General features: G+C 38.4%; 14 protein-coding genes and 1 pseudogene. 4 read left to right on the forward strand and 11 right to left on the reverse strand.

Annotated features, from left to right (window positions below; genetic code table 11):
- Window positions 1-6: 6 nt before the first annotated feature.
- Window positions 7-999 carry a quinolinate synthase NadA gene (gene nadA, locus F7D47_RS05360; protein ID WP_153084921.1) on the forward strand — a complete coding sequence of 331 codons (993 nt, stop codon included), beginning with the start codon at window positions 7-9 and terminating at the stop codon, window positions 997-999.
- Between the two features lie 321 nt (window positions 1,000-1,320).
- Here nadA and F7D47_RS05365 read toward each other — a convergent pair whose 3' ends face one another.
- The gene (locus F7D47_RS05365; RefSeq protein ID WP_153084922.1) at window positions 1,321-2,292 is read right to left on the reverse strand and encodes a glycosyltransferase family 2 protein; all 972 of its coding nucleotides are present in this window, start codon (window positions 2,290-2,292) and stop codon (window positions 1,321-1,323) included.
- A gap of 15 nt (window positions 2,293-2,307) precedes the next feature.
- Here F7D47_RS05365 and F7D47_RS05370 point away from each other — a divergent pair, with 15 nt between their 5' ends.
- Together F7D47_RS05370 and F7D47_RS05375 are read left to right on the forward strand one after the other, a co-directional pair.
- On the forward strand, window positions 2,308-3,330 hold the full coding sequence (locus F7D47_RS05370) for a glycosyltransferase family 8 protein (protein WP_153084923.1): 1,023 nt from the start codon (window positions 2,308-2,310) through the stop codon (window positions 3,328-3,330).
- 46 nt (window positions 3,331-3,376) lie between these two features.
- Window positions 3,377-4,492, forward strand: a complete 1,116-nt coding sequence (locus tag F7D47_RS05375) for a glycosyltransferase (protein WP_153084924.1) — start codon at window positions 3,377-3,379, stop codon at window positions 4,490-4,492.
- Here the strand turns inward: F7D47_RS05375 and F7D47_RS05380 are convergent.
- Window positions 4,485-5,585, reverse strand: a complete 1,101-nt coding sequence (locus F7D47_RS05380) for a glycosyltransferase family 4 protein (RefSeq protein WP_153084925.1) — start codon at window positions 5,583-5,585, stop codon at window positions 4,485-4,487. The two genes, F7D47_RS05375 and F7D47_RS05380, sit on opposite strands and share 8 nt — an antisense overlap.
- A gap of 144 nt (window positions 5,586-5,729) precedes the next feature.
- Here F7D47_RS05380 and F7D47_RS05385 point away from each other — a divergent pair, with 144 nt between their 5' ends.
- On the forward strand, window positions 5,730-6,632 hold the full coding sequence (locus F7D47_RS05385; protein ID WP_153084926.1) for a glycosyltransferase family 2 protein: 903 nt from the start codon (window positions 5,730-5,732) through the stop codon (window positions 6,630-6,632).
- On the opposite strand, the gene F7D47_RS05390 is transcribed toward F7D47_RS05385, so the two are convergent.
- From F7D47_RS05390 to F7D47_RS05430, 9 genes and pseudogenes are all read right to left on the reverse strand, one after another.
- On the reverse strand, window positions 6,622-8,631 hold the full coding sequence (locus F7D47_RS05390; protein ID WP_153084927.1) for an acyltransferase family protein: 2,010 nt from the start codon (window positions 8,629-8,631) through the stop codon (window positions 6,622-6,624). The two genes, F7D47_RS05385 and F7D47_RS05390, sit on opposite strands and share 11 nt — an antisense overlap.
- Before the next feature lie 9 nt (window positions 8,632-8,640).
- Window positions 8,641-10,710: a two-component regulator propeller domain-containing protein gene (locus F7D47_RS05395; protein WP_153084928.1), complete on the reverse strand. Its 2,070-nt coding sequence runs from the start codon at window positions 10,708-10,710 to the stop codon at window positions 8,641-8,643.
- Window positions 10,711-10,759: 49 nt separating this feature from the next.
- The gene (locus tag F7D47_RS05400) at window positions 10,760-12,442 is read right to left on the reverse strand and encodes a CotH kinase family protein (protein ID WP_022120496.1); all 1,683 of its coding nucleotides are present in this window, start codon (window positions 12,440-12,442) and stop codon (window positions 10,760-10,762) included.
- A 27-nt stretch (window positions 12,443-12,469) separates the two neighbouring features.
- Complete coding sequence (locus F7D47_RS05405; RefSeq protein ID WP_153084929.1) at window positions 12,470-13,534, reverse strand: acyltransferase family protein; 1,065 nt, start codon at window positions 13,532-13,534, stop codon at window positions 12,470-12,472.
- Window positions 13,535-13,589: 55 nt separating this feature from the next.
- Window positions 13,590-14,204, reverse strand: coding sequence for a non-canonical purine NTP diphosphatase (locus F7D47_RS05410; RefSeq protein WP_153084930.1), 615 nt, complete (start codon window positions 14,202-14,204; stop codon window positions 13,590-13,592).
- Window positions 14,205-14,286: 82 nt separating this feature from the next.
- A complete protein-coding gene (locus F7D47_RS05415; RefSeq protein ID WP_117695498.1) occupies window positions 14,287-15,243 on the reverse strand; it encodes a YitT family protein in 957 nt (318 codons plus the stop codon).
- A 78-nt stretch (window positions 15,244-15,321) separates the two neighbouring features.
- Window positions 15,322-18,180 carry a leucine--tRNA ligase gene (gene leuS, locus F7D47_RS05420; RefSeq protein ID WP_153084931.1) on the reverse strand — a complete coding sequence of 953 codons (2,859 nt, stop codon included), beginning with the start codon at window positions 18,178-18,180 and terminating at the stop codon, window positions 15,322-15,324.
- A gap of 110 nt (window positions 18,181-18,290) precedes the next feature.
- Window positions 18,291-18,449, reverse strand: a pseudogene (locus F7D47_RS05425) (aldo/keto reductase); the annotation flags it as partial.
- Window positions 18,450-18,802: 353 nt separating this feature from the next.
- Window positions 18,803-20,251 (reverse strand): AAA family ATPase, encoded by a 1,449-nt coding sequence (locus tag F7D47_RS05430; protein ID WP_153083577.1) that lies wholly within the window; start codon window positions 20,249-20,251, stop codon window positions 18,803-18,805.
- Window positions 20,252-20,865 lie beyond the last annotated feature (614 nt).

A 20,865-nucleotide genomic window follows, 5' to 3' on the forward strand; every position in this document is an offset into this window, starting at 1 on the left:
AATGTTATGGTGAAAAAAGAATGGATTGAGAAAGGATACGTTGACGAACCCGTTGACGAAGCCTTGGACTTGAAAGCTGAAATCAGAAAGCTTTGCAAGGAGAAAGATGCTATTATCCTCGCCCACTACTATACGGTAGGTGAGATTCAGGACATCGCCGACTTTGTTGGCGACTCTCTGGCTTTGGCTCGTAAAGCTGCAGAAACCGATGCCCAGGTAATGGTTATGTGTGGCGTGCACTTCATGGCTGAGACATGCAAACTCTTGAGTCCTGACAAAACCGTGATCTGTCCTGACTTGAATGCTGGTTGCTCGCTTGCTGACAGCTGTAAGGCTGAGGATTTGAAAAAGTACAAGGAAGAGCATCCAGGATATAAGGTTGTGAGTTATGTAAACACCACGGCTGCAGTGAAGGCGCTGACTGATTGTGTAGTGACAAGCGGTAATGCCAAGAAGGTGATTGACAGTTTCCCACAGGACGAAAAAATCATCTTTGGTCCAGACTATAATCTCGGTAACTATATAAACAGCGTTACAGGCCGCAATATGTTGCTTTGGAACGGTGGTTGCCATGTACATGAGAAATTCTCTGTAGAGGCTATAGTTAAACTGAAGCAGAAGCATCCTGAGGCTGTTGTGATGGCTCACCTGGAGTGTAAGGCACCAGTACTTGCTGTAGCCGATGTAAAGGGCTCTACAGCCACCATGTTGCATTATGCCCAAGAGCATCCTGAAATCAAGGAGTATATTATCGCTACAGAGGCTGGTATCCTGCATGAGCTGGAGCGTAATTGTCCTAACGTAATTTTCTATCCCGTACCTCCAGAGGTAAGCGAGGGTGGAGTAGGTTGCAGCTGCAACGAGTGTGAGTATATGAAGATGAATACGCTCAAGAAGATATACAATGCATTGAAATTTGGTTGGCCAACAGTTGAAGTGGCTTCTGAAATAGCGAAAAAAGCGGTCAAACCAATAGAAAAGATGTTGTCACTATCGTAGAATAATGTGGTGAAAATTATAAGATTGGTGGTAAAAATTGTTTTTTATGGGTGAAAAAATCATATTTCGCTACCATAAAATGTATAATTTACGACTTTATAGACAAAAATCGTCGTATCTTTGCATCAGTTAAAACAAACGGACGTTGTGAAACGTCATTTCATCATCTTTTACTTATACAAATAATATTAGAAAATTTAATCTAATTATAAAGATAGAGCGTTCAAGTGATTTGAATGCTCTATTTTTGTTTATATAGGATTTTCTCTTATCTCTCTGCATACTTATCCGGATAGGAGAAATCTTTATGCCTTCATTCATTTATTTCTTGATAAGAAAGAGAAGTGCAATTCGTCCTACGTATGTACCTATCATCTTTCTGAACATCATATATTTCTTGGTATATTCTTTGTTCGGAAGAGGATATAACCCATGTTTCCTTAATTTTCTGATGGCATGATTCAAGGATATCAATGAATGCTTCAAACGGATATTGTTAACCAGATAATCCATCGAGAGCTGGGCTATACGGCGGTTGAGTGCCTGGCGCTCTGCTACAGGAACCGTATCGAGCAACTTCTGAAGATGTAGAATCACCTCCAGTTTATTGTCCATGTGGATATCTATCTTATCCTTATTTTCTAATTCGCCAGGCGCGTATTTATCCACTCTATTATAATAAGGTGAGGTCTGAGTCTTGAATATTCGTTCTGCCCGTAAGAAGAGTTGTGGTGTGAATTCCTCGTCCTCGCCGAAACTGATGTTAGGTGAGAACAGTAGGCTACCCACAATGGTGCGGCGGAATATATAGGAACAGGCTGAGCCTAAAAGGGTATTGTTGTTGAGGTATTCTGTGCCGCTGATTGGGGTAGGGAGTTCGTAAGACGGTTCTCCTGTATCATCCTTGCTGAAACAGAATGTAACGATATCTGGATTATGGAATCTCACGATGTCAAGGCAATGTTCATAGGTTGGCTGAAGAAGATAATCATCTCCTTCTATAAACTGGATGTATTTCCCTTTGGCTAAGTACATGCCATAGTTGCGTGCCATACTGCTGCCTAAGCCGGGTATTCTTAAATAGAGCAGGTTATCCAGCAACTCTTTTATCTGGCTGGCTACCAGTTCATCGCTACCATCATCAACGAGAATTATTTCCCTCTCTTTGGCATTGAGCGAAAGCTGAAGGATACTATTGATGCATTCTACAAGATGTTCCTTCTGATGGTTGCTTGTAGTAATGATGAAACTCACCAATGGTGAAGATATCTCTGATATTAATTCTTTCTGCATAAGTTATTCTTTTTTATGACTGCAAAGATAATAAAAAGATTTAATTTACGTATTAATAGTAGTACAAAAAACATAAAAATGGAAATAGTTTGTTCTACTGATAGTAAATATATCATGCCGACCGGTATCATGTTGACCTCTTTGTTTGAGAGCAACAGAGGAGAAGTTGTCAATGTACATCTCTTGCATGATCAGAATTCTGCTGCATTATTGAATCCTATCAGAACTATAGCTGCCCGTTATCAGCAAAATATCCATTTCTATCTAATTAATGATGATATCTTCGAACATTTTCCTATAGGTTTGGATTTCCAACTAGATCATGTAGGAACTTCGTTTGCTACTTATTATCGTTTGTATCTTGCGGAAATTCTGCCTGCTGATATTGATAAAGTTATCTATCTGGATGGCGATATTCTGGTTGTGGATAAACTTGTTAAATTGTGGAATACTTCTGTTGAAAACTATGCAATTGCCGCTGTTCCAGATAGTTATAATAATAATATTGAACACTATAATCGCCTGCGTTATCCCCAAACTTTGGGATATTTTAATGCTGGTATGTTAGTTGTCAATCTGAAATATTGGCGTGAAAAGCAGGTCCTTCTCAAATTCTTTGATTATGTGAAATCTAATACGGAAAGGTTGAGATGTCATGATCAGGATGTACTGAACTATCTGTTCAAGGATTCTAAGTTGATATTACCTATCAGATATAATGTACTGAATGAGTATTGGTTTGATTTGCGTTATTCTCTTATCTCCTGGGAATTTGATGAACAGATATTGGAAGCTCAGGCTCATCCGGCCATCATCCATTTTACGGGTATTCCTAAACCATGGTATAAGAACTGTCAGCATCCATGGAAAAAAGAATTTGATAAGTATAAAGCGATGAGTCCTTGGCGTGATGAAAAAGAAAAGCGCTGGATGCCATTGAAGTTCTGCCTGGAGAAAATGGCCATAAAACTGGTGGTAAGCATGGGACTGCGCAAGTCTGATTATATTGTAGAAAATAGGTATATTGAATTGTCTTAAAATTTCTGATATTCAAGTATCTTATAAATAAGTATCATATAAAGTTATGAAGATTCTGTTGGTAGGTGAGTCTAGTTTGCTACATAATACTCTCAAAAAGGGATTAGTAGAACTTGGACATCAGGTAACGCTGATGTCCGACGGCAATGATTGGCACAACTCTCCTCGTGACATCGACTTGCGCCGTAATATGGAGCGTTATGGAAGATGGAGCGGGCTTATGGTATTGTGGAAAATTGTCTGCAATCTTCATAAGATATGTGGAAATGATATTGTTCAGGTGCATAACTATCAGTTTGTGCCTTTGATGGGTTGGTGGAACATGCTGATATTCTGGTTTCTTAAGCTTACCAATAAGCGAATCATTAAAGGCTGTTTTGCCGATGACCCACATCTGTTCAGACAACAGACCAAGGGTATTCCTGCCTATTCTGATACTTTTTGGAATGGTAAATTACAGAATATCGAGGAGAATAAAGAGCGTATGGCTTTTCATTTCATGCCTCAGTTTGATAAGTGCTGGCATACTGTATCTTATCATTCTGATGCTTTGATAGCCTGTCTTTATGAGTATTATCTCTGTTACGATGTTTCTGAATTTCATAAAAAACTCTACTATATTCCTCTCCCGATGATAATTCCTGCTATAGATGAAAACAGGCAGAAAGGGAATGGTGAGGTTATCAAAGTGCTTGTAGGTTTACAACCTAAGCGCGAGTATCTGAAAGGTGCTTTAAAGATAGCTCATTTTGTGGAAATTCTGGCAAAGAAATATCCTGGTAAGATAGAACTCAAATATGTAGAAGGAGTAGCCTATGATGAATATTGCCGGATGCTGGATGAAGCTGATGTTCTGGTAGATCAGTTTTACAGTTATACTCCATCTATGAATTCGTTGGCAGCCATGGCACGTGGTACTGTGGTTATCGGTGGAGGAGAGGAAGAATATTATGAGTTCATTGGCGAAACAGAATTACGCCCTATCATCAATGTGAGTCCTGAGTATACTGAATCTCAGAATGTAGCAATCATCGAGCAGGCTTTTTTTACTTCTGGACATTTATCATATCTCTCGCGTCAAAGCATTGCTTTCGTTATGAAATATCATGATTATCGGAAGGTGGCAAAAGAATATGAACTATTATTTATTTCACTCATGTAGAAACATAAGTGTTATATAATTGTTCTATAAGTTTTACCCATTTAGGAAATATCTGTTCACGATAGTATTGTTTTCCTACTTTTATAGCATGGATTCCAAATTTTTGTCTCAGGTTTTCTGAACTTATCATTTGTATGATTGCTTCAGAAAACTTATTTTTATCCCCTTGTGGTATTAAAAAACCATTATATCCATTGGTTATAATATCTTTTGCACCATATTTAAAGTCAAATGCTACAGTTGGTATTCCGCAGGCTTGCCCTTCGATAAGAGTTATGGGTTGACCTTCATATCTTGATGGTATAACTTGAATACTATAATTAGGATAGATATCCCATATATTATCGGTTCTGCCACAAAGTATAATTTGTTCTTTTAGATTGAGAAAATTGATTTGTTGTTGTAATTGTTCATAGCAACTACCTTCTCCATAGATATGGAGTTGCCAGTTTGGATATTTTTTTGCAACTTTTTTCCAGCATTCTATAAGAACATCAAATCCTTTAGCATATTCTAGTCTACCAACAGCTATTACTCTTTTGGTGTCATAGTTTTCCACTAGTTTATGGGGTGTGTTGATAAAATTGGGTATAATACTTATTTTTTTTGTATGTTTATATTCTTTAGCGTCACCTTTAGTTAAGCAAACTACTTGATCGGCCGCTTTTTCCATAAGAAAAAATAATTTATGATAAGGAGTAAATGAACGAGCAGAATGCGACTCGTATACTTTTTTTGCTTTTGTTTTGATTAAGGGTAATAAGATAGCTCCCAAACTCATAGTATAGAATATGAGTTTAGGTTGGATACGATTGATAATAGTTTGAAATTTAAAGATAATTTTTCCTATTGTTATTATTCTAAAAAGAGTTTTTAATAGAATAGAATTATTTTTGGGAGTGAACGGAATTTCAAGAGAGATGAAATCCACGCTTTCCTCTAGATGGTAGCTTATAGGACGCTCATCATGATATATGGAAACAATAGTAACATGATGTTGAAATCTTGAGGCTAAATAATTAGCCTTTTCAGCAATAATTCGTTCTGCTCCACCTTTTATTGAAAAATCTTCTATAACATATACGATTTCCATTTTATATAATAATAATGAGATTTATTTATTCACAAAAATACGATATTTCAATTTATCTACCAAAAATACTTGTTATATTTAATAATTCTTATCATATACTCCTTGCTATTAGCAATAAAACAGGATTATTTTCGTTTAAATAGTATGATTATACAAGAGCTGTCTATACTTATTCCTGTTTATAATGATGAAGCCACTTCGCTGGTAAAATCTCTTCATAAACAAGCACAAGCTGTTTCTGGTTTGTGTTATGAAATTATTGTTTTTGATGATGGTAGTACTAACAAAAAAACTATTGAAAATAATTATTCATTGACTCTTTTGCCAAATTGTCGTTATATATGTTCAGAACATCATGATTGTCGTGCTGCGATGCGGAATTCATTAGTTAGACAGGCAAAGTATGAGTGGCATTTAATGATAGATGCTAGGTTGATATTAGTGAATAATGATTTTTTGATACGTTATCTTAGTTGTGGTGTTCGGGTTGGAGAAGTTGCCTGTGGAGGAGTTTGTGTGGATGGTGGTTCTCTTACTGTTCAATTATATCGTGAGAATTTGCGTTTTAGATACGAAAAGCATGAAGAATCTAAACATTCATATATAGTGAGAAAGTCTGAACCTTATAAATCCTTTCGTACAACCAATTTCTTTTATCATAAGTCTGTATTGGAACAAGTTCCTTATAATGAACAGGTTAAGGGGTATGGTTATGAGGATGTTTTGCTGGGAAAGGCATTAAGTGAAAAGAAGATAAAAGTAACCCATATTGATAATCCCGTTGCCTATACTGAGTTTGAGGAAAATCTGGTTTATCTTCGAAAAATAGAAGAAGCATTACGTACTTTGCATGCATTTGAAGGAGAGTTGAATGATTACTCTCCATTATTGCATGCAAGAAATATCTTGAGAAAGTTTCATATTCTGGGCGCTTTCCGAAAGTTTCATGCTCTCTGTAAAGGTTGGGAGCTTATGAATCTTTGTAGCAATATGCCTTCTCTTTTCATATTTAAACTCTATAAACTAGGCTATTACGTCAGCCTTTAAGTTTAGGAAGAGATAGAATTGTTATTGCAAATGGAATGGCTGCATCTATATAGGTTATGTCGTAGTTTGAATTAAATATATCTGTCCAATTCCCATAAATATACATAGAATATCCATAGGAGATTATTGGGATGAGCAGTAGTATTATAACAGAATATAGAACCTGAAATTGGTAACTACCTTTCCAGGTTAGTGACATGGTAAGAGCTATTGTAACAAGGAATATTGTTGCAATAGGGCTACCTTGTCTAAACTGTAAGGAAAAAGGATTATTTTCAGCTCCAAATAACTCCTTGGCATCCCATAATATTAATGGTAGAAATGTCATTGCAAATACTCCCACAATAAGAAGTGGGATAAGAATCTGCTTCTTTACTTTTAATTTTATATAGTATGGAAAAAATAGAATGAACAGAGGAAATGCTACGCTCAGTCTGGTAGATAACCATAAACCTACACACACAGACAGAATCCATGGGTGCTGTTTAAAATTAATTTGATAGACTTGCAGTATATTGATAAAAGCTGCTAGCAGAAAGAAGTTTGATATGAGGTCGCTTCTTACAGCTACTTCATACCAAAGGTTAATAGAAAGGAACAATAAAAGTGTAGCCTTGATGGCTGCTTTGTAACCTGATAATAACTTAATACTGTAGATAAATATCATGCAAGTGAATATTTCTGATAATCCTACGTTCTGTAATAGATAGAATGGTATATGGAATACCAGCCATATAGGAAATGGTGATGCATTTCCGCCTAGATGTGTCTTGGCGGAATACGGAAATTGTCCATGAAAAAGATTTTGGATAGGATAAGCTAAGGCCGACCATCGATCAACTTTGTTGGTTAATGGGTCAAAGTGGTATTGTGCTATCAATAGTCCTATCACAAGAACTGTAGTTGTTATTCCAAACAGATAAGGTAAATATCTGTTTGTTTTTTTCTCTTCTTCTTTTGGTGCAAAGAAGAGAATTCCTAAAGCCAAAACTAAAGCGTATCCAATACAGATGTATCCATAGTGTTCTGTAACTCTCATACTATATTTGCACATGAGCGTATAGCATATCCCTATATAGAGAATGCCTGTTAAGCTATAAATGAAATAGCTTTTTTTACTTAGAAACTGATTGATTCTTCTGAATATAACACTTATGATAATAGAAAATGCAGAATAGATGAATATGGATATTATGCCAGTGATGGCTGGTATAAAGTTGTAATGAACTATATATAATTCGTAACTGATTTTACCTAATTTATTGAATATACCAATCTTTTTAAATAGCGGAAAAAGGAAAGGAGCGGTAATGATAGACATAGCTAATGGCAGTTTAATGTTTAGCAGTATAACATTAAATAGTAACGATCCTTTTATTTGTTGAATAGTGGATATTTCTTTGATTAAAAGAAATATAATTCCGTATATCATACTTATGCAAGTATATTTCAATACATGTTTTTTGTTTAGTCTATTCAGTTTCCCAATATATTCTGATGCTAAGTATCCACAGAAAAAGGAGAAAGCTTGTTCACTATATAGTTGTTGCTGGAATACATTATATATTCCAAAGACAAAAAGAATGTATTTCGTATTTTTCGTAAAAAATCTTCTGCTTATCCAATATACAAGATACCATCGTATGATATAATCGACGAACCAGAGATCTGAAGCGTAAAAAGTCAAATTCTTTAGAAGTTGTACTGAATTAAAATGTTCAACGAATGGTAGTTGAAATAAAAAAATAGTCCAGCATGGGATGATTACACGAAGAAATCTCTTTTTCCAAAAGTTATTGATGCCATTTATTTTATGGCTTTCATTAATGCCAAATCCTGAAATAAATAGGAAAACAGCAACAGCTACGCTACCAAAAATATTAAAAAAGCGAGGATAGTCCTCTAACTGCATAACAAAGTGCATCAGCATGATTAACAATGCTGATACACCTTGCATCCATAATGTGTTTTGACGTGATAATATGTTATTTTCTGTCATTGTTTGTATTTATCGAATAATTGCTATTTTGCAAACCACTCCTTTTTCGCCACTTTCAGTAGCTGTTTCTACCATGTAGATACCGCTTGCCACTTTTTTACCATTTTGGTCACAACCGTCCCAGGTATAACTGCCTCCTGCACTTCTACCTTCGTTTATTAAAGTTCCATTTGTTGATACAATTTTTATATCTGCATTGAACGATAATCCAACGATGTTTATTTTGCCTGTATAATCTGGTTTCACCGGGTTTGGATATGCATAGACATTGTCTTTAGTCATTTCTGCGTTAGGACTGACAATTCCATTATTGAAAGAACAAAGTCCTTTATCTGTAGCAAAATACACCTTTCCTGCATTATTATTAATAGCAATACTATGTATTGTGTTTGATATCAATGGAGAGTTTTCCGTATTGAAATGATAAATTTGGGTATTGCAATCATCACTAATCAGATATACTCCATTATCGGTACCGAACCATTTCTGGTTTGCTCCATCTACTGCTATACAACGTATATTACTATTATCTAATAGATAGTCTGCATAATTGGTATTATCATTACGAGGTACTTTATGCTGTGTAAATATGTCAGTACCATTTTTTATATCAGATAGTGAAAGATAAAGAGGACCAGATGTTGTTCCTATCCAAATATTACCATTTCTGTCTTCTGCCAAACAATGTACGTAAATTGGGGTAATATTTTTTCCATCTTCATTGGCAAATGTAGCTCCATACATTGTTAATTCATCTGTATTATAGTTATATTTATATAGTCTATTCTTTTCATAAGAATTGTTTACAAACCACATATTCCCATTATTCTCATCGATAATTAATCCTGTCAAATTATATCTGTCATTAGAACCTATTTCTGTATGAGGATAGTTTTTCCATTCTTGAGTAGATTGATCAAATGACAGGATTGAATTATCTCCTAAGCTATTTAAAAGCCATAATTTTCCTGTTGTATCATATTTTACAGATGAAATAATAGTATAACTTTTACTCAAAGGTGATGTAATAACGCTTGTATTGTCTTTATTGTAACACTTAATGAATTTTCCATCTTGAAATTCATATAATCCAGCCTTTGAACCTACCATGATATGTCCTTCTTTTGATGGATCAAAGTCAAGACAGAGCAGGTCTCTGTATCGATGTCCTAATGAAGCATCTGAAGGTTGCTCAAATTCTTCCCATTTTTCTCCATTCCAGACATGTACTTCTCCCATGTTATTACAGTCTTTTTCTTGTGACCAAGCACCTGCTACTGCATATAATTTATTTTTATTAATATATAAACGGTAGAATTTGTTAGATGCAGGCCCATCAGGAATAATACCTTCTGTTTGATATATTTTTTCCTTATCTGTATTCAGGGTATAGTAAGTCAATTTACCTTCTTTTACCGTCCACCAATACTTATTAGTTGTATCATATACGGTAGTTGAATTTTTTGTTTGTTCTTTGAAATTTCCAGTTTTTTCCCAATTATTCTTATCTATCAAGTTATTCTTTAAAACTCCTCTGTATAAGCCAGCTTCTTTCGAAGCAGCATAAAGGCAGTTGTCTTCTATATAACTATAGTTAACATTAAAGCCCAACTTGTATGTATCGAGTATTTTTCCTTCTTTTGTATCTAATTTAATAATTCCAAAAGGGAGAGATAAATAAGCATTTGTCCCACTTATATTTATATGGTTTATCTGTTTATTATCTGTCATACTTTTCAGATACAAATCAGGCACATTAACTACATTTCCATTGGCATCCAATAAGTCAATATTTCCATTGGTATATGTGATTACCAACTTTTTTGTATTTTTATTCCAAGCAATATGATTAATATCAAAGTCAGAAAGAGTGTTTGCTTTGTCGTATGTAGTAACTGAACCATTTTTTATATGATAAGAGAAAAGTCCGTTAGACGCTAAGGCAAACACTTGGTTTCCTGCTGGTTCGATTTCTGTTATATCGTTATAACTGGTGTATATTTCCCAACTTCCCTTATCTATGGCCGATAAGGGAAGTGTCATGAATAGTATTGTAATTAATAATGTTATTGTCTTCATTTTCTGTTATTTTAAAGCCTAATACTATATTAACTGCAAATATAACTATTTATTGTGAAATATAATATTTCTTTCCATTAATAATTTTTATCCCTTTATACGAAGTATTTACCTTCAAACCTAGCATATTATAGGTTTCTGTGCTCTTTGTTTTTTTGAAAGATAGGACTTTTTGAATTCCATTTGTACTCGGAAATTGAGTTGTATCAAGATAATTGAGTCTTTGGATAATCCAATTTTTTATATATTCTATTTCTTTTTTAAAATTAAGCGGATAACCTCCTATGTCTGAATCTTCTGACCATTTTCTCTCTTCTCTGTTGGCAGCACCACATTTTGCCAACATATCATAATGATTCTGATATTTGGCTATAAGATTTTCCTCGCTGAAATAAGTTTTTCTTAATTCGTGGTATCTGTCAGCTACTTTCTGGTTATAGTTATCCACATTTAGTGTGGAAAGCCTTGTATATAAGTTGAAAGCTTCTTTTATTCCTAGTTCAGTATCAGGTGAAACATAGTCAGGATGGAGTGGGGTAGAGCAATGCCAATCTTGTCCAACACTAGCATCTAAGTCCCAGATGGCAAGTGTTAACTTTTTGTCTCTCGCTACATCATATATCCCCCAGTACATATTTTTTCCACAATTGTCTATAGGCTTAAGAACCTCAAGAAATATCTGATAATCAATGAGTACTGGAATATCAAAGTATTCTGACACTTCTTTTTTAAATATTTCGTCATTGCTGTTTGCTACAAAGTTGATAGCATTATAAAGATGAGTATAATCTGTAGGATTGACATCTTCAAAATCTGGATATTTGGTTTCGAAAGCATGCCAAGTTTCTTTTGTATTGTCATAGTCTTTATCTATATTCCAAAATTGCGCTTTATCCCAACTGCTTACCTTCCATAGCTGACCATGAAACTCCTGATTGATATCATCATATTTCTTTAACTTAAGTTCCTTTCTATCCATTGTTTCTGTCAATGAATAAATTCCTCGGTATTCGTTGTTAAGAATTACTTCTACAACTTTTCCTGCTACTCCACTCTTGGCTTTTGGTTCTTTTGATGTATAGTATGGTTTACTGGCAAACTCATTCCAAATTTCAGTAGCGATACGATTTCTTAAGCGAAACAAATCCACTTGTCCTGCGTCTAATATCCAGTTGTTATCTTCTCGCATTCCTAATAAAGAAATTTCCTGTTTTTTCCCCTTTTCATTAAGGGTTTTAATTTTATAGTTTCTCTTATGTTTATCAGCAGTATTGGTAGAGCCTCCTCTCCATTTGGCCTTGAGAAATGTTGTTACAGGTTCAGTTTCTTCTGGGGCTAACAAAGAGAGTTTTCCATTTGAATAGTTATAATCAAATGTTCCCTTTAAGTCGATAATAGGCAAGAATGTAAAGGTAATTTTAGTATTAATATCTTGTTGTCCTTTTTTTGCTTTCAGGGTATATTCCTTGTTACCTTCTATCTCTTTGAATACAAAAGTGTTTTCTATTTTTGTATTTTCTATACTCAGATTATTCCATGCTGAGTCTGTATCCAGTGTGATGATGGCAGTATAATCCTTTCCAAACGTTTCTTCTGGAATACTAGTCATATAGCTATTGGATAATTTATCATATACAACAGACTTACCATTGATTTTGAATTGTGCATAAGATGTCATACTTGCTGTTAAGCAAGCTATTAATAAAATGCTAAATTGATTGATCTTTTTCATATATTTATTGTTTTTATAAACAGATACTTATAGATATTTTTGAAGTTGATGCTGGATGGGTAAAACGATGGCTTTCTTTGCTATCCATGCTGTGAGGATAATAAAAGCGAGGGATAGGATGAATTGGAATTCTTGATGTGGATTTCCTTCTCCATATCGTTTAAGAAATATACTCTGTATGATGCGAAAGCAGAGATTATGACAGAGAAATATTTCAAAACTGATGCTGCCTAGCCATAGCAAGAGTTTATTATGGAATATCCTAATAAAACAACCTTTACCTTGATCTCTTGCTGTAAAATAGAACACGGTTATGGCTGATGGTATCCAATAAATAATGGCACAGCGAATGTTCGGATTGCAATGGATTGATAGGAAATACATTGCGATAAACAGCAATACCACTCCCATATCCGATAGGTTTACTTGCCAGAAAGAAGTTGAGTTTGTTATCTTATCTGCTATTTTTTTACCTTTTTCTGATCTGCATACTTTATATAAAAGGATACCTATCATGAAATCTATCATTCTGAATAATGGGTGGGCATAAATGTAGCCGGCTGAATAATCTGCTTGTGCACAGAGCGAGATACTGATATAAACTGCCATATATATACTTATTGTTGCTAATAAGTATAACCAGGAATGTCGCATAATCCAAGCGTATAAATACTTAAATATAAGATAGAAGAAGATAAGATCAGAAATAAACCATGTAGCTGCATTGAGATGAGCCATAAAGTCATGTGCCGGATACCAGGTTTGTATCAACAGCGAATGGGATAGAATCTGATACCATGGTAATATACGCCCTAATCGCCAATCCATTAATATGAGAATGGCGAGAATCAGAATATGAAGAGGATAGAGTTTGATGATACGGGAAAGGAAAAAATTTCTGTTTCCCAATACTTCTTTCTGTAGTTTTTCTCCTTTGCTTAAAGAGAGTACAAAACCACTGATAACAAAGAAAATGGCAACAGGAAACTCGCCCAAGTAATTGATTAAATCTTGGGATATGGGTAGGGTGGAATGCGAAATCACAATCATTAGGATAAGAATGAATCGCAGGGAATTGAGTGTCCTGATCATGATGCCTTTTCTTTGTTATAATGTTATTCTATTCTGTATTGAACAAGAATGAATCTTATTTCTTTTTCAAATACTCTACCAATTTAGCCACGGCTCTGGCTCTGTGGCTGATGCCGTTCTTGATTTCCTCACCCAGCTCAGCAAAACTCTGGTCATATCCTTCCGGAACGAAGACTGGGTCGTAGCCGAAGCCTTCGGTGCCATGCTTCTCGGTGGCGATGGAGCCGTTTACGATACCCTCGAACTGGTGGATTTTCTTGATGCTGGTGCAGCCGCAAGGACATACATCCTGCTTTTCGATGTAGCAGATGACGGTGCGGAAACGGGCCTGGCGGTTTTCCTTACCATCCAGTTCTCTCAACAGCTTAGCCATGTTAGCCTCACTGTCGTGGTCGGTACCCTCAGCATAGCGGGCACTGTGAACGCCAGGGGCACCATCAAGTGCCTCTACCTCCAGACCGGTATCATCGGCAAAGCAACTTACGTGGTAATGGTCATAAACATACTGCGCCTTCTGCAAGGCATTCTCTTCCAATGTGTTGCCTGTTTCAGGAATATCCACATCGCATCCTATCTCCTTCAGCGATACTACCTCGTAGTCGCTGCCCAGGATGTCGCGAATCTCCTGGAGCTTATGCTGGTTATTTGTTGCAAAAACTATCCTTTTCATAAGTTTATAATTTATAGTTAATAGTTTATAGGGCATTCTTGCAAGAGTGCTTCTTGCTATACGGCGAAACCGCTATAAACTTTTAACTTTTAATTGTTTTAATGTCTTTATCTTTGATTTTCACCTTCATCTCATCAAATCCCTCGCCATACACACCGATTACGGAACTTTGACTTACAAAGGCATTTGGGTCGATGATCTTGACGATACGGAAGATGGTGACGCTCTCGTTCTTCTTTGCCAGAATACAGAGCACCTTCATCTCGTTGCCCGTGTACCAGCCATGCCCATCGAGAATGGTTACGCCATGATCCATCTGCATACCGATGGCATTGGCTATCTCCTGATATTTCTTGCTGAATATCATAAACTGCACACTTTCTCGCTTGGCATTCATCACATAGTCGAGTACCAGGTTTTCTATCACCATCGTACAGAGACCGAATACTACCTTTCTAACAGCGTCTATCGCGGTAAACTCTGGTTTTGCATTGAAGACGAAGAATGAACTGCCCACGATAAGGAGATCCACGAAGATGAGCACACGGCCCAGCGAGATGTTGTGATATTTGTTGACGATGGCAGCAATGATATCCGTTCCACCTGTACTTCCATTATGCAGAAAGACGATGGCGAGTGATAAACCCGTAAACAGACAGCCGATGATGAGCGACATGAAGTCCTGTCCCTCTCCCAATATCTGTACCATCTTGCCATCTTCACCTATCATCCAGTCTTGCGCCAGCGCCAGGAACACGGAGAGCATGATGATAGCGTAGATGGTCTTCACCATGAACTTGAATCCCAGTATCTTCAGCGCGGCAAGCAGCAAGGCGGCATTAATGAGAAAATAAGACAAATAGATAGGTATCCCCGTGCCGTAGTAAATCACGGCTGCGATACCCGTTACGCCACCCGTTACTATCTGGTATGGAAGCAGGAAAATGGTCCATCCAAATGTGTAAAGCAAGAGTCCAAGGGTGATGTAGAAATAATCCTTGCACTCATTCTTAATTGTTTGACTGATTGCTATTTGCATAATATTTTCCTCGTATTTTTAAAGCACAGAAGGTCGCCCATTTTTAGATGAGACGACCTTCTGTATATTATCAATAAATTACTTTTTCAACACTACGTTGACAATCTTCTTTGGTACGATGATTACCTTCAATACGTTGAATCCTTCCAAGTACTTCTGGCTCTTCTCGTCTTCCAATACCTGCTTCTGGATTTCCTCGTTAGGAGTATCCACAGGGAAAGTCATCTGGAAACGAGCTTTACCATTGAAGGAAATAGTGAGCTGCATATCGTTCTCCTTCAGATACTGCTCATCATACTTTGGCCATGTTGCATCGCAAACGCTGCCCTGCTCGCCAAGTGCTGCCCACAACTCTTCTGCGATGTGTGGAGCGAATGGAGTGATGAGGATGACGAGATCTGTCAGGAGTTCCTTGTTGCGGCACTTCTGCTGACCGAGTTCGTTCACGGCAATCATGAAGGCTGAGATAGAAGTGTTGTAAGAGAACTTCTCGATATCCTCGCTTACCTTCTTGATGAGCTTGTGAACGCTCTTCAGGCTCTCTGGCTTAGCTGCCTCGTCGCATGGCAGGAAGTTGTCGGTACGGTTCTCGTAGAACAGACCCCAGAACTTCTTCAGGAAGCGGTGGCAACCATCGATACCGTTGGTATCCCAAGGCTTGCTGGCCTCTACAGGACCCAGGAACATTTCGTAGAGACGCAGGGTATCAGCACCATACTTCTCAACAATCATATCTGGATTCACCACGTTGAACATACTCTTAGACATCTTCTCGATGGCCCATCCGCAGATGTACTTACCATCTTCCAGGATGAACTCAGCGTTCTGATACTCAGGGCGCCAAGCCTTGAATGCCTCAATATCCAATACATCGTTGCTTACGATGTTTACATCTACGTGGATAGGAGTTACGTCGTAATCCTTCTTCAGATTCAAACTTACGAATACAGGAGCCTTGTCGTGGTCATCGCTGTTGATGCGGTAAACGAAGTTAGAGCGGCCCTGAATCATACCCTGGTTCACCAGCTTCTGGAATGGCTCTTCCTTGCAGCTTACGCCGAGGTCGAACAGGAACTTGTTCCAGAAACGAGAGTAAATCAAGTGACCGGTAGCATGCTCGCAACCACCTACGTAGAGGTCTACATTCTGCCAATACTCATCAGCCTCCTTGCTTACGAGTGCCTCATCGTTGTGAGGATCCATGTAGCGCAGGTAGTAAGCAGATGAACCTGCGAAACCTGGCATGGTGTTGAGCTCCAGTGGGAATACGGTCTTGTTATCTACGAGGCTCTTGTCAACCACCTCTTTCTTCTCGGCATCCCAAGCCCACTTCTTGGCTCTGCCCAATGGTGGCTCGCCAGTTTCTGTTGGCTTATAGGTCTCAATCTCAGGCAATTCGAGTGGCAGGCACTCCTCAGGAACCATCTGTGGCATTCCGTCCTTGTAATATACTGGGAATGGCTCACCCCAGTAGCGCTGGCGTGAGAAGATGGCATCGCGGAGACGATAGTTTACCTTTACTCGGCCGATGCCCTTCTCAGTAACAAACTTCTTGGTAGCTGCGATAGCCTCCTTCACGGTGAGTCCGTTCAGAGAGAAACCATCCATGCTGCTCTTGCCTGCTACAGGTGAGTTGGTTACGATACCTTCCTTGGCATCGAAGCTCTCCTCTGAAACATCAGCACCCTCGATAAGAGGAATGATAGGCAGGTTGAAGTGCTTGGCAAAGGCATAGTCACGGCTATCGTGAGCAGGCACAGCCATGATGGCACCTGTACCATATCCTGCCAATACATATTCTGAAATCCATACTGGGATTGCCTCGCCAGTAAATGGATTGATGGCATAACTTCCTGAGAATACACCGGTTACGCTGTGGTTAGCCATACGGTCCAACTCGGTACGCTTCTTCACGTAGTCGAGATATTTCTCCACCTCTTCCTTCTGCTCGGCAGTAGTTACCTGCTGAACATACTCGCTCTCTGGAGCCAGAACCATGAAGGTTACGCCAAACATGGTATCGGCACGTGTGGTGAAGATGGTAAACTTCACGTCGCTGTCCTTTACAGAGAATTCAACCTCTGTACCCTCAGAACGGCCAATCCAGTTCTTCTGGGTTTCCTTGATACTGTCGCTCCACTGGATGGTCTCCAAACCATCGAGCAGACGCTGAGAGTAAGCAGATGTTCTCAAGCACCACTGCTGCATCTTCTTCTGGATAACAGGATAACCGCCACGCTCACTTACGCCGTTTACTACCTCGTCGTTGGCAAGCACAGTACCCAAGCCTGGACACCAGTTAACCATTGTTTCACCGAGGTAAGCGATGCGGTAGTTCATCAGAATCTGCTGCTTCTTCACGTCGTCGTAGCTGTTCCACTCCTCGGCAGTGAAGTCAATCTGCTCGTTCTGAGCCACGTTCAAGTCAGCAGAACCCTTCTCCTCGAAGCGCTTGATGAGCTTCTCGATAGGCTGAGCCTTCTGGCAGCTGTTGCAGAAGAATGAGTTGAACATCTTCTGGAAAGCCCACTGAGTCCAATGGTAATACTTAGGGTCGCAGGTACGAACCTCACGGTCCCAATCGAAGCAGAAGCCAATCTTGTCGAGCTGCTCGCGGTAGCGGTTGATGTTAGCCACGGTAGTAACCTCTGGGTGCTGACCGGTCTGGATAGCATACTGCTCAGCAGGCAATCCGTAAGCATCGTAACCCATAGGGTTCAGTACGTTAAATCCGTTCAAACGCTTGTAGCGTGCATAGATATCGCTAGCGATATAACCAAGTGGGTGACCTACGTGCAAACCAGCTCCTGATGGATAAGGGAACATGTTGAGCACATAGAATTTCTTCTTGTTTTCATCCTCTGTCACCTTGTAGGTCTTGTTCTCGACCCATTTCTGGTGCCATTTCTTCTCGATTTCTCTGAAGTTGTATTCCATTGTTTTATCTAATAATTATGTTTCTTTTCTTAAATATAATAAGGTAAAACCCCATTCAAGGTGCAAAATTACATTTATTTTGGCACATAACAAAATAAAATGCAAGTTTTTTATGAATTTAATGTCTTAGCATGCACACACTTCATGTTCTTTTCCAACTGGGCGGTAGAGCTGGCTCCTACCAATACGCTGGTTACACCTTTCTGCTGCAATATCCAGGCAAGTGCCATTTCAGCGAGTGTTTCGCCTCGTTCTTCTGCTTCTGCATCGCTATAGCGATTGGCGTCAGCATGATAAATACCTTTAATGTCCATCATTCCTTATTTTTTTATTACAGCGAAGAGCCAGAAACTCTTCACTCTTCACCTTTCCTTTGTAAATGCCTATAAACAAGGCTTTTGGCGTGGTGAAGAGTTTTTGTTCACTCTTCACCCACTCTTCACCACTCTTCATCGGTATGTGGTTAGGAGCCTGCCGGCTCTTCCTTTTCTACATCGCAAAGGTAATAAAAATATTCAATATAATCGTTGTATTGAATAAAAATTATATTTTTTTCGATATAGATAAGTGGGGATGTAGTAAAGGTCGATTGGTTATGGAAAAACATTCATTGGCTTGCCAATTAAATAAACAATTCATCCATCGTAATCTGTTTCTGTACGATGTCGCTATGTTTGTTCTGCTTCAATCCGAAAGAAGTAATCAATGTGAGGAGAAGCGATTTGGAAGTCTTAGTCTCTTCTGTGAAGATACGCAGTTTCTCCAGCAACTTCTCCTCATATTCCTTGCTGATTTCGAATTCGCTCTTGTAGAATTTCATCTCACAGATATTGATGGTTTCATCTTTCCGGTCTATCAGCAAGTCTATTTGAGTTCCCTTTTCTGTGTTGCTGCTTCGCCATGAGCAAACCAAGGTCTGTACTCCCGAAATTCCCAGGGCGTGCTTGATTTTGTCTATATGGTTTAGACAAAGCATCTCGAAAGACAAGCCAGCCCAAGTATGGTATAGCTGACTGTTCTGGGAGGATGACCAGAAACTGGAATCCTGATACTTGTTGTGCTTGATGAACCGGAAGTAGAAGAGCGTATAGAAATCTACTAACTGGAATAAGGTGTTTCGCTTTTGGCGAATGTCGGAAGTCATCTTATTGGCTGTACTGAATGGTTCATACAGACGGATGAATCCGCATTGTTCCAATTCTTCCAGTACAGTAGAGAAGGCTCCATTATCTTTTCCTCCCGATGCCTTGACCAGTTCCTGTCGGGTCATACCCATTCCTTTGGTAGCAAGGGCAGTAACCACGGCGATATGGTCGGCTGATTTCTTAAACAAAGCTCTGTATAAGTCGTTGAACTCATCTTTCAATTCTGCATTGTCTGCGAAAAACAGCTGGTCGATGTTCTGTGCCAGACTTTTCGATTTATCCATCATAGACAGATAATAAGGTATTCCTCCCATAACCATATAGCATTCTGCTATCTGTTTTCGGCTGTAGCCGAAGTGGTAAGCCTTGAAGTATTCTTCGCATTCGTGCAGGGTGAATGGTTTTACAATCAGATGATGGGTCAGTCGGTTGTGCAAGCCACCACGGTTGCGAATCAGGTTGTTGATCATCCAGGAGGTGGCGGATCCGCAAACGATGAGTTTGATGTCGTTGCGCAGTACAGCCCAGCTGTTCCAGAAGTTTTCCAGTGCTGGTATGAATCCCGATTTGGCGGTATCCATCCATGGCAATTCATCGATGAATATTACTTTCTTGCCTTCCGGAAGTGTTTCTATGTATTGTGACAGGGCATAGAATGCCAGCAGCCAGCTCTTGAATGTCTGCAGAGTGGTGGAGTGGGTATATTTTTGCAGGGCAATGCTGAAGTTGACAAGCTGTTCGCCTTTGGCAACTCCGTTCATTCCTGTCATAAAGAAGGCAAAATGGTCCTCTACGGCTTTTCTGATGAGAAAAGTCTTGCCTACACGTCGTCTTCCATAGACGGCGATAAACTCTGATTTATCGGAGTTTATATATTCATTGAGCAGTTTGAGTTCTGCTTCTCTTCCTATCAGTCTCTGTTCCATATCTTTCGTTATTTTCTTTTGGCAAAGAATAATGCAAGCGAGCGCAATGAAAGCTTGCTTTCAAATTGCGAGTGCAGCTTATTTTCTGCGCAAAGATATAAAAAAATCCCCATTAGCGCAAATTATTCGTGGATAATCTGCGCTAATGGTATGAAAAAAGCATATTAGCGCAGATTATCTCGTTAGGCGTTCGGCGATTTCAAATCCGCCGGGACGCCTGTCGGGAGACTTTCTATTGACACCTGTCGGGAGACTTTCTTTTAAACAAATCGTTCATCGTAATCTGTTTCTGTACGGTGTCGCTATGTTTGTTCTGCTTCAATCAGAAAGAAGTAATTCTCCAGTTTGTCCGCTTTGATTTTGTTAGATGTATGATACAAATACATTTTTAAGGACGACTTTTTGTGACTTTCTACACTTTTAAGGACGACTTTTTGTGGTTTTATACATTTTTAAGGACGACTTTTTGTGCTCTTTGAAATAAAAAATGTATTTTTGCATTCAGAAACATCAAATAATCAGATAGTTATGAAGAGGTTACTTCATTAAAATTGATTTGTTATTGTAGCCATAGCCGATAATCTTTACATCTACTTTTGAATGGATTAAAGTTG

The sequence above is a fragment of the Segatella copri genome, assembly GCF_009494835.1.
Classification (GTDB): domain Bacteria; phylum Bacteroidota; class Bacteroidia; order Bacteroidales; family Bacteroidaceae; genus Prevotella; species Prevotella copri_F.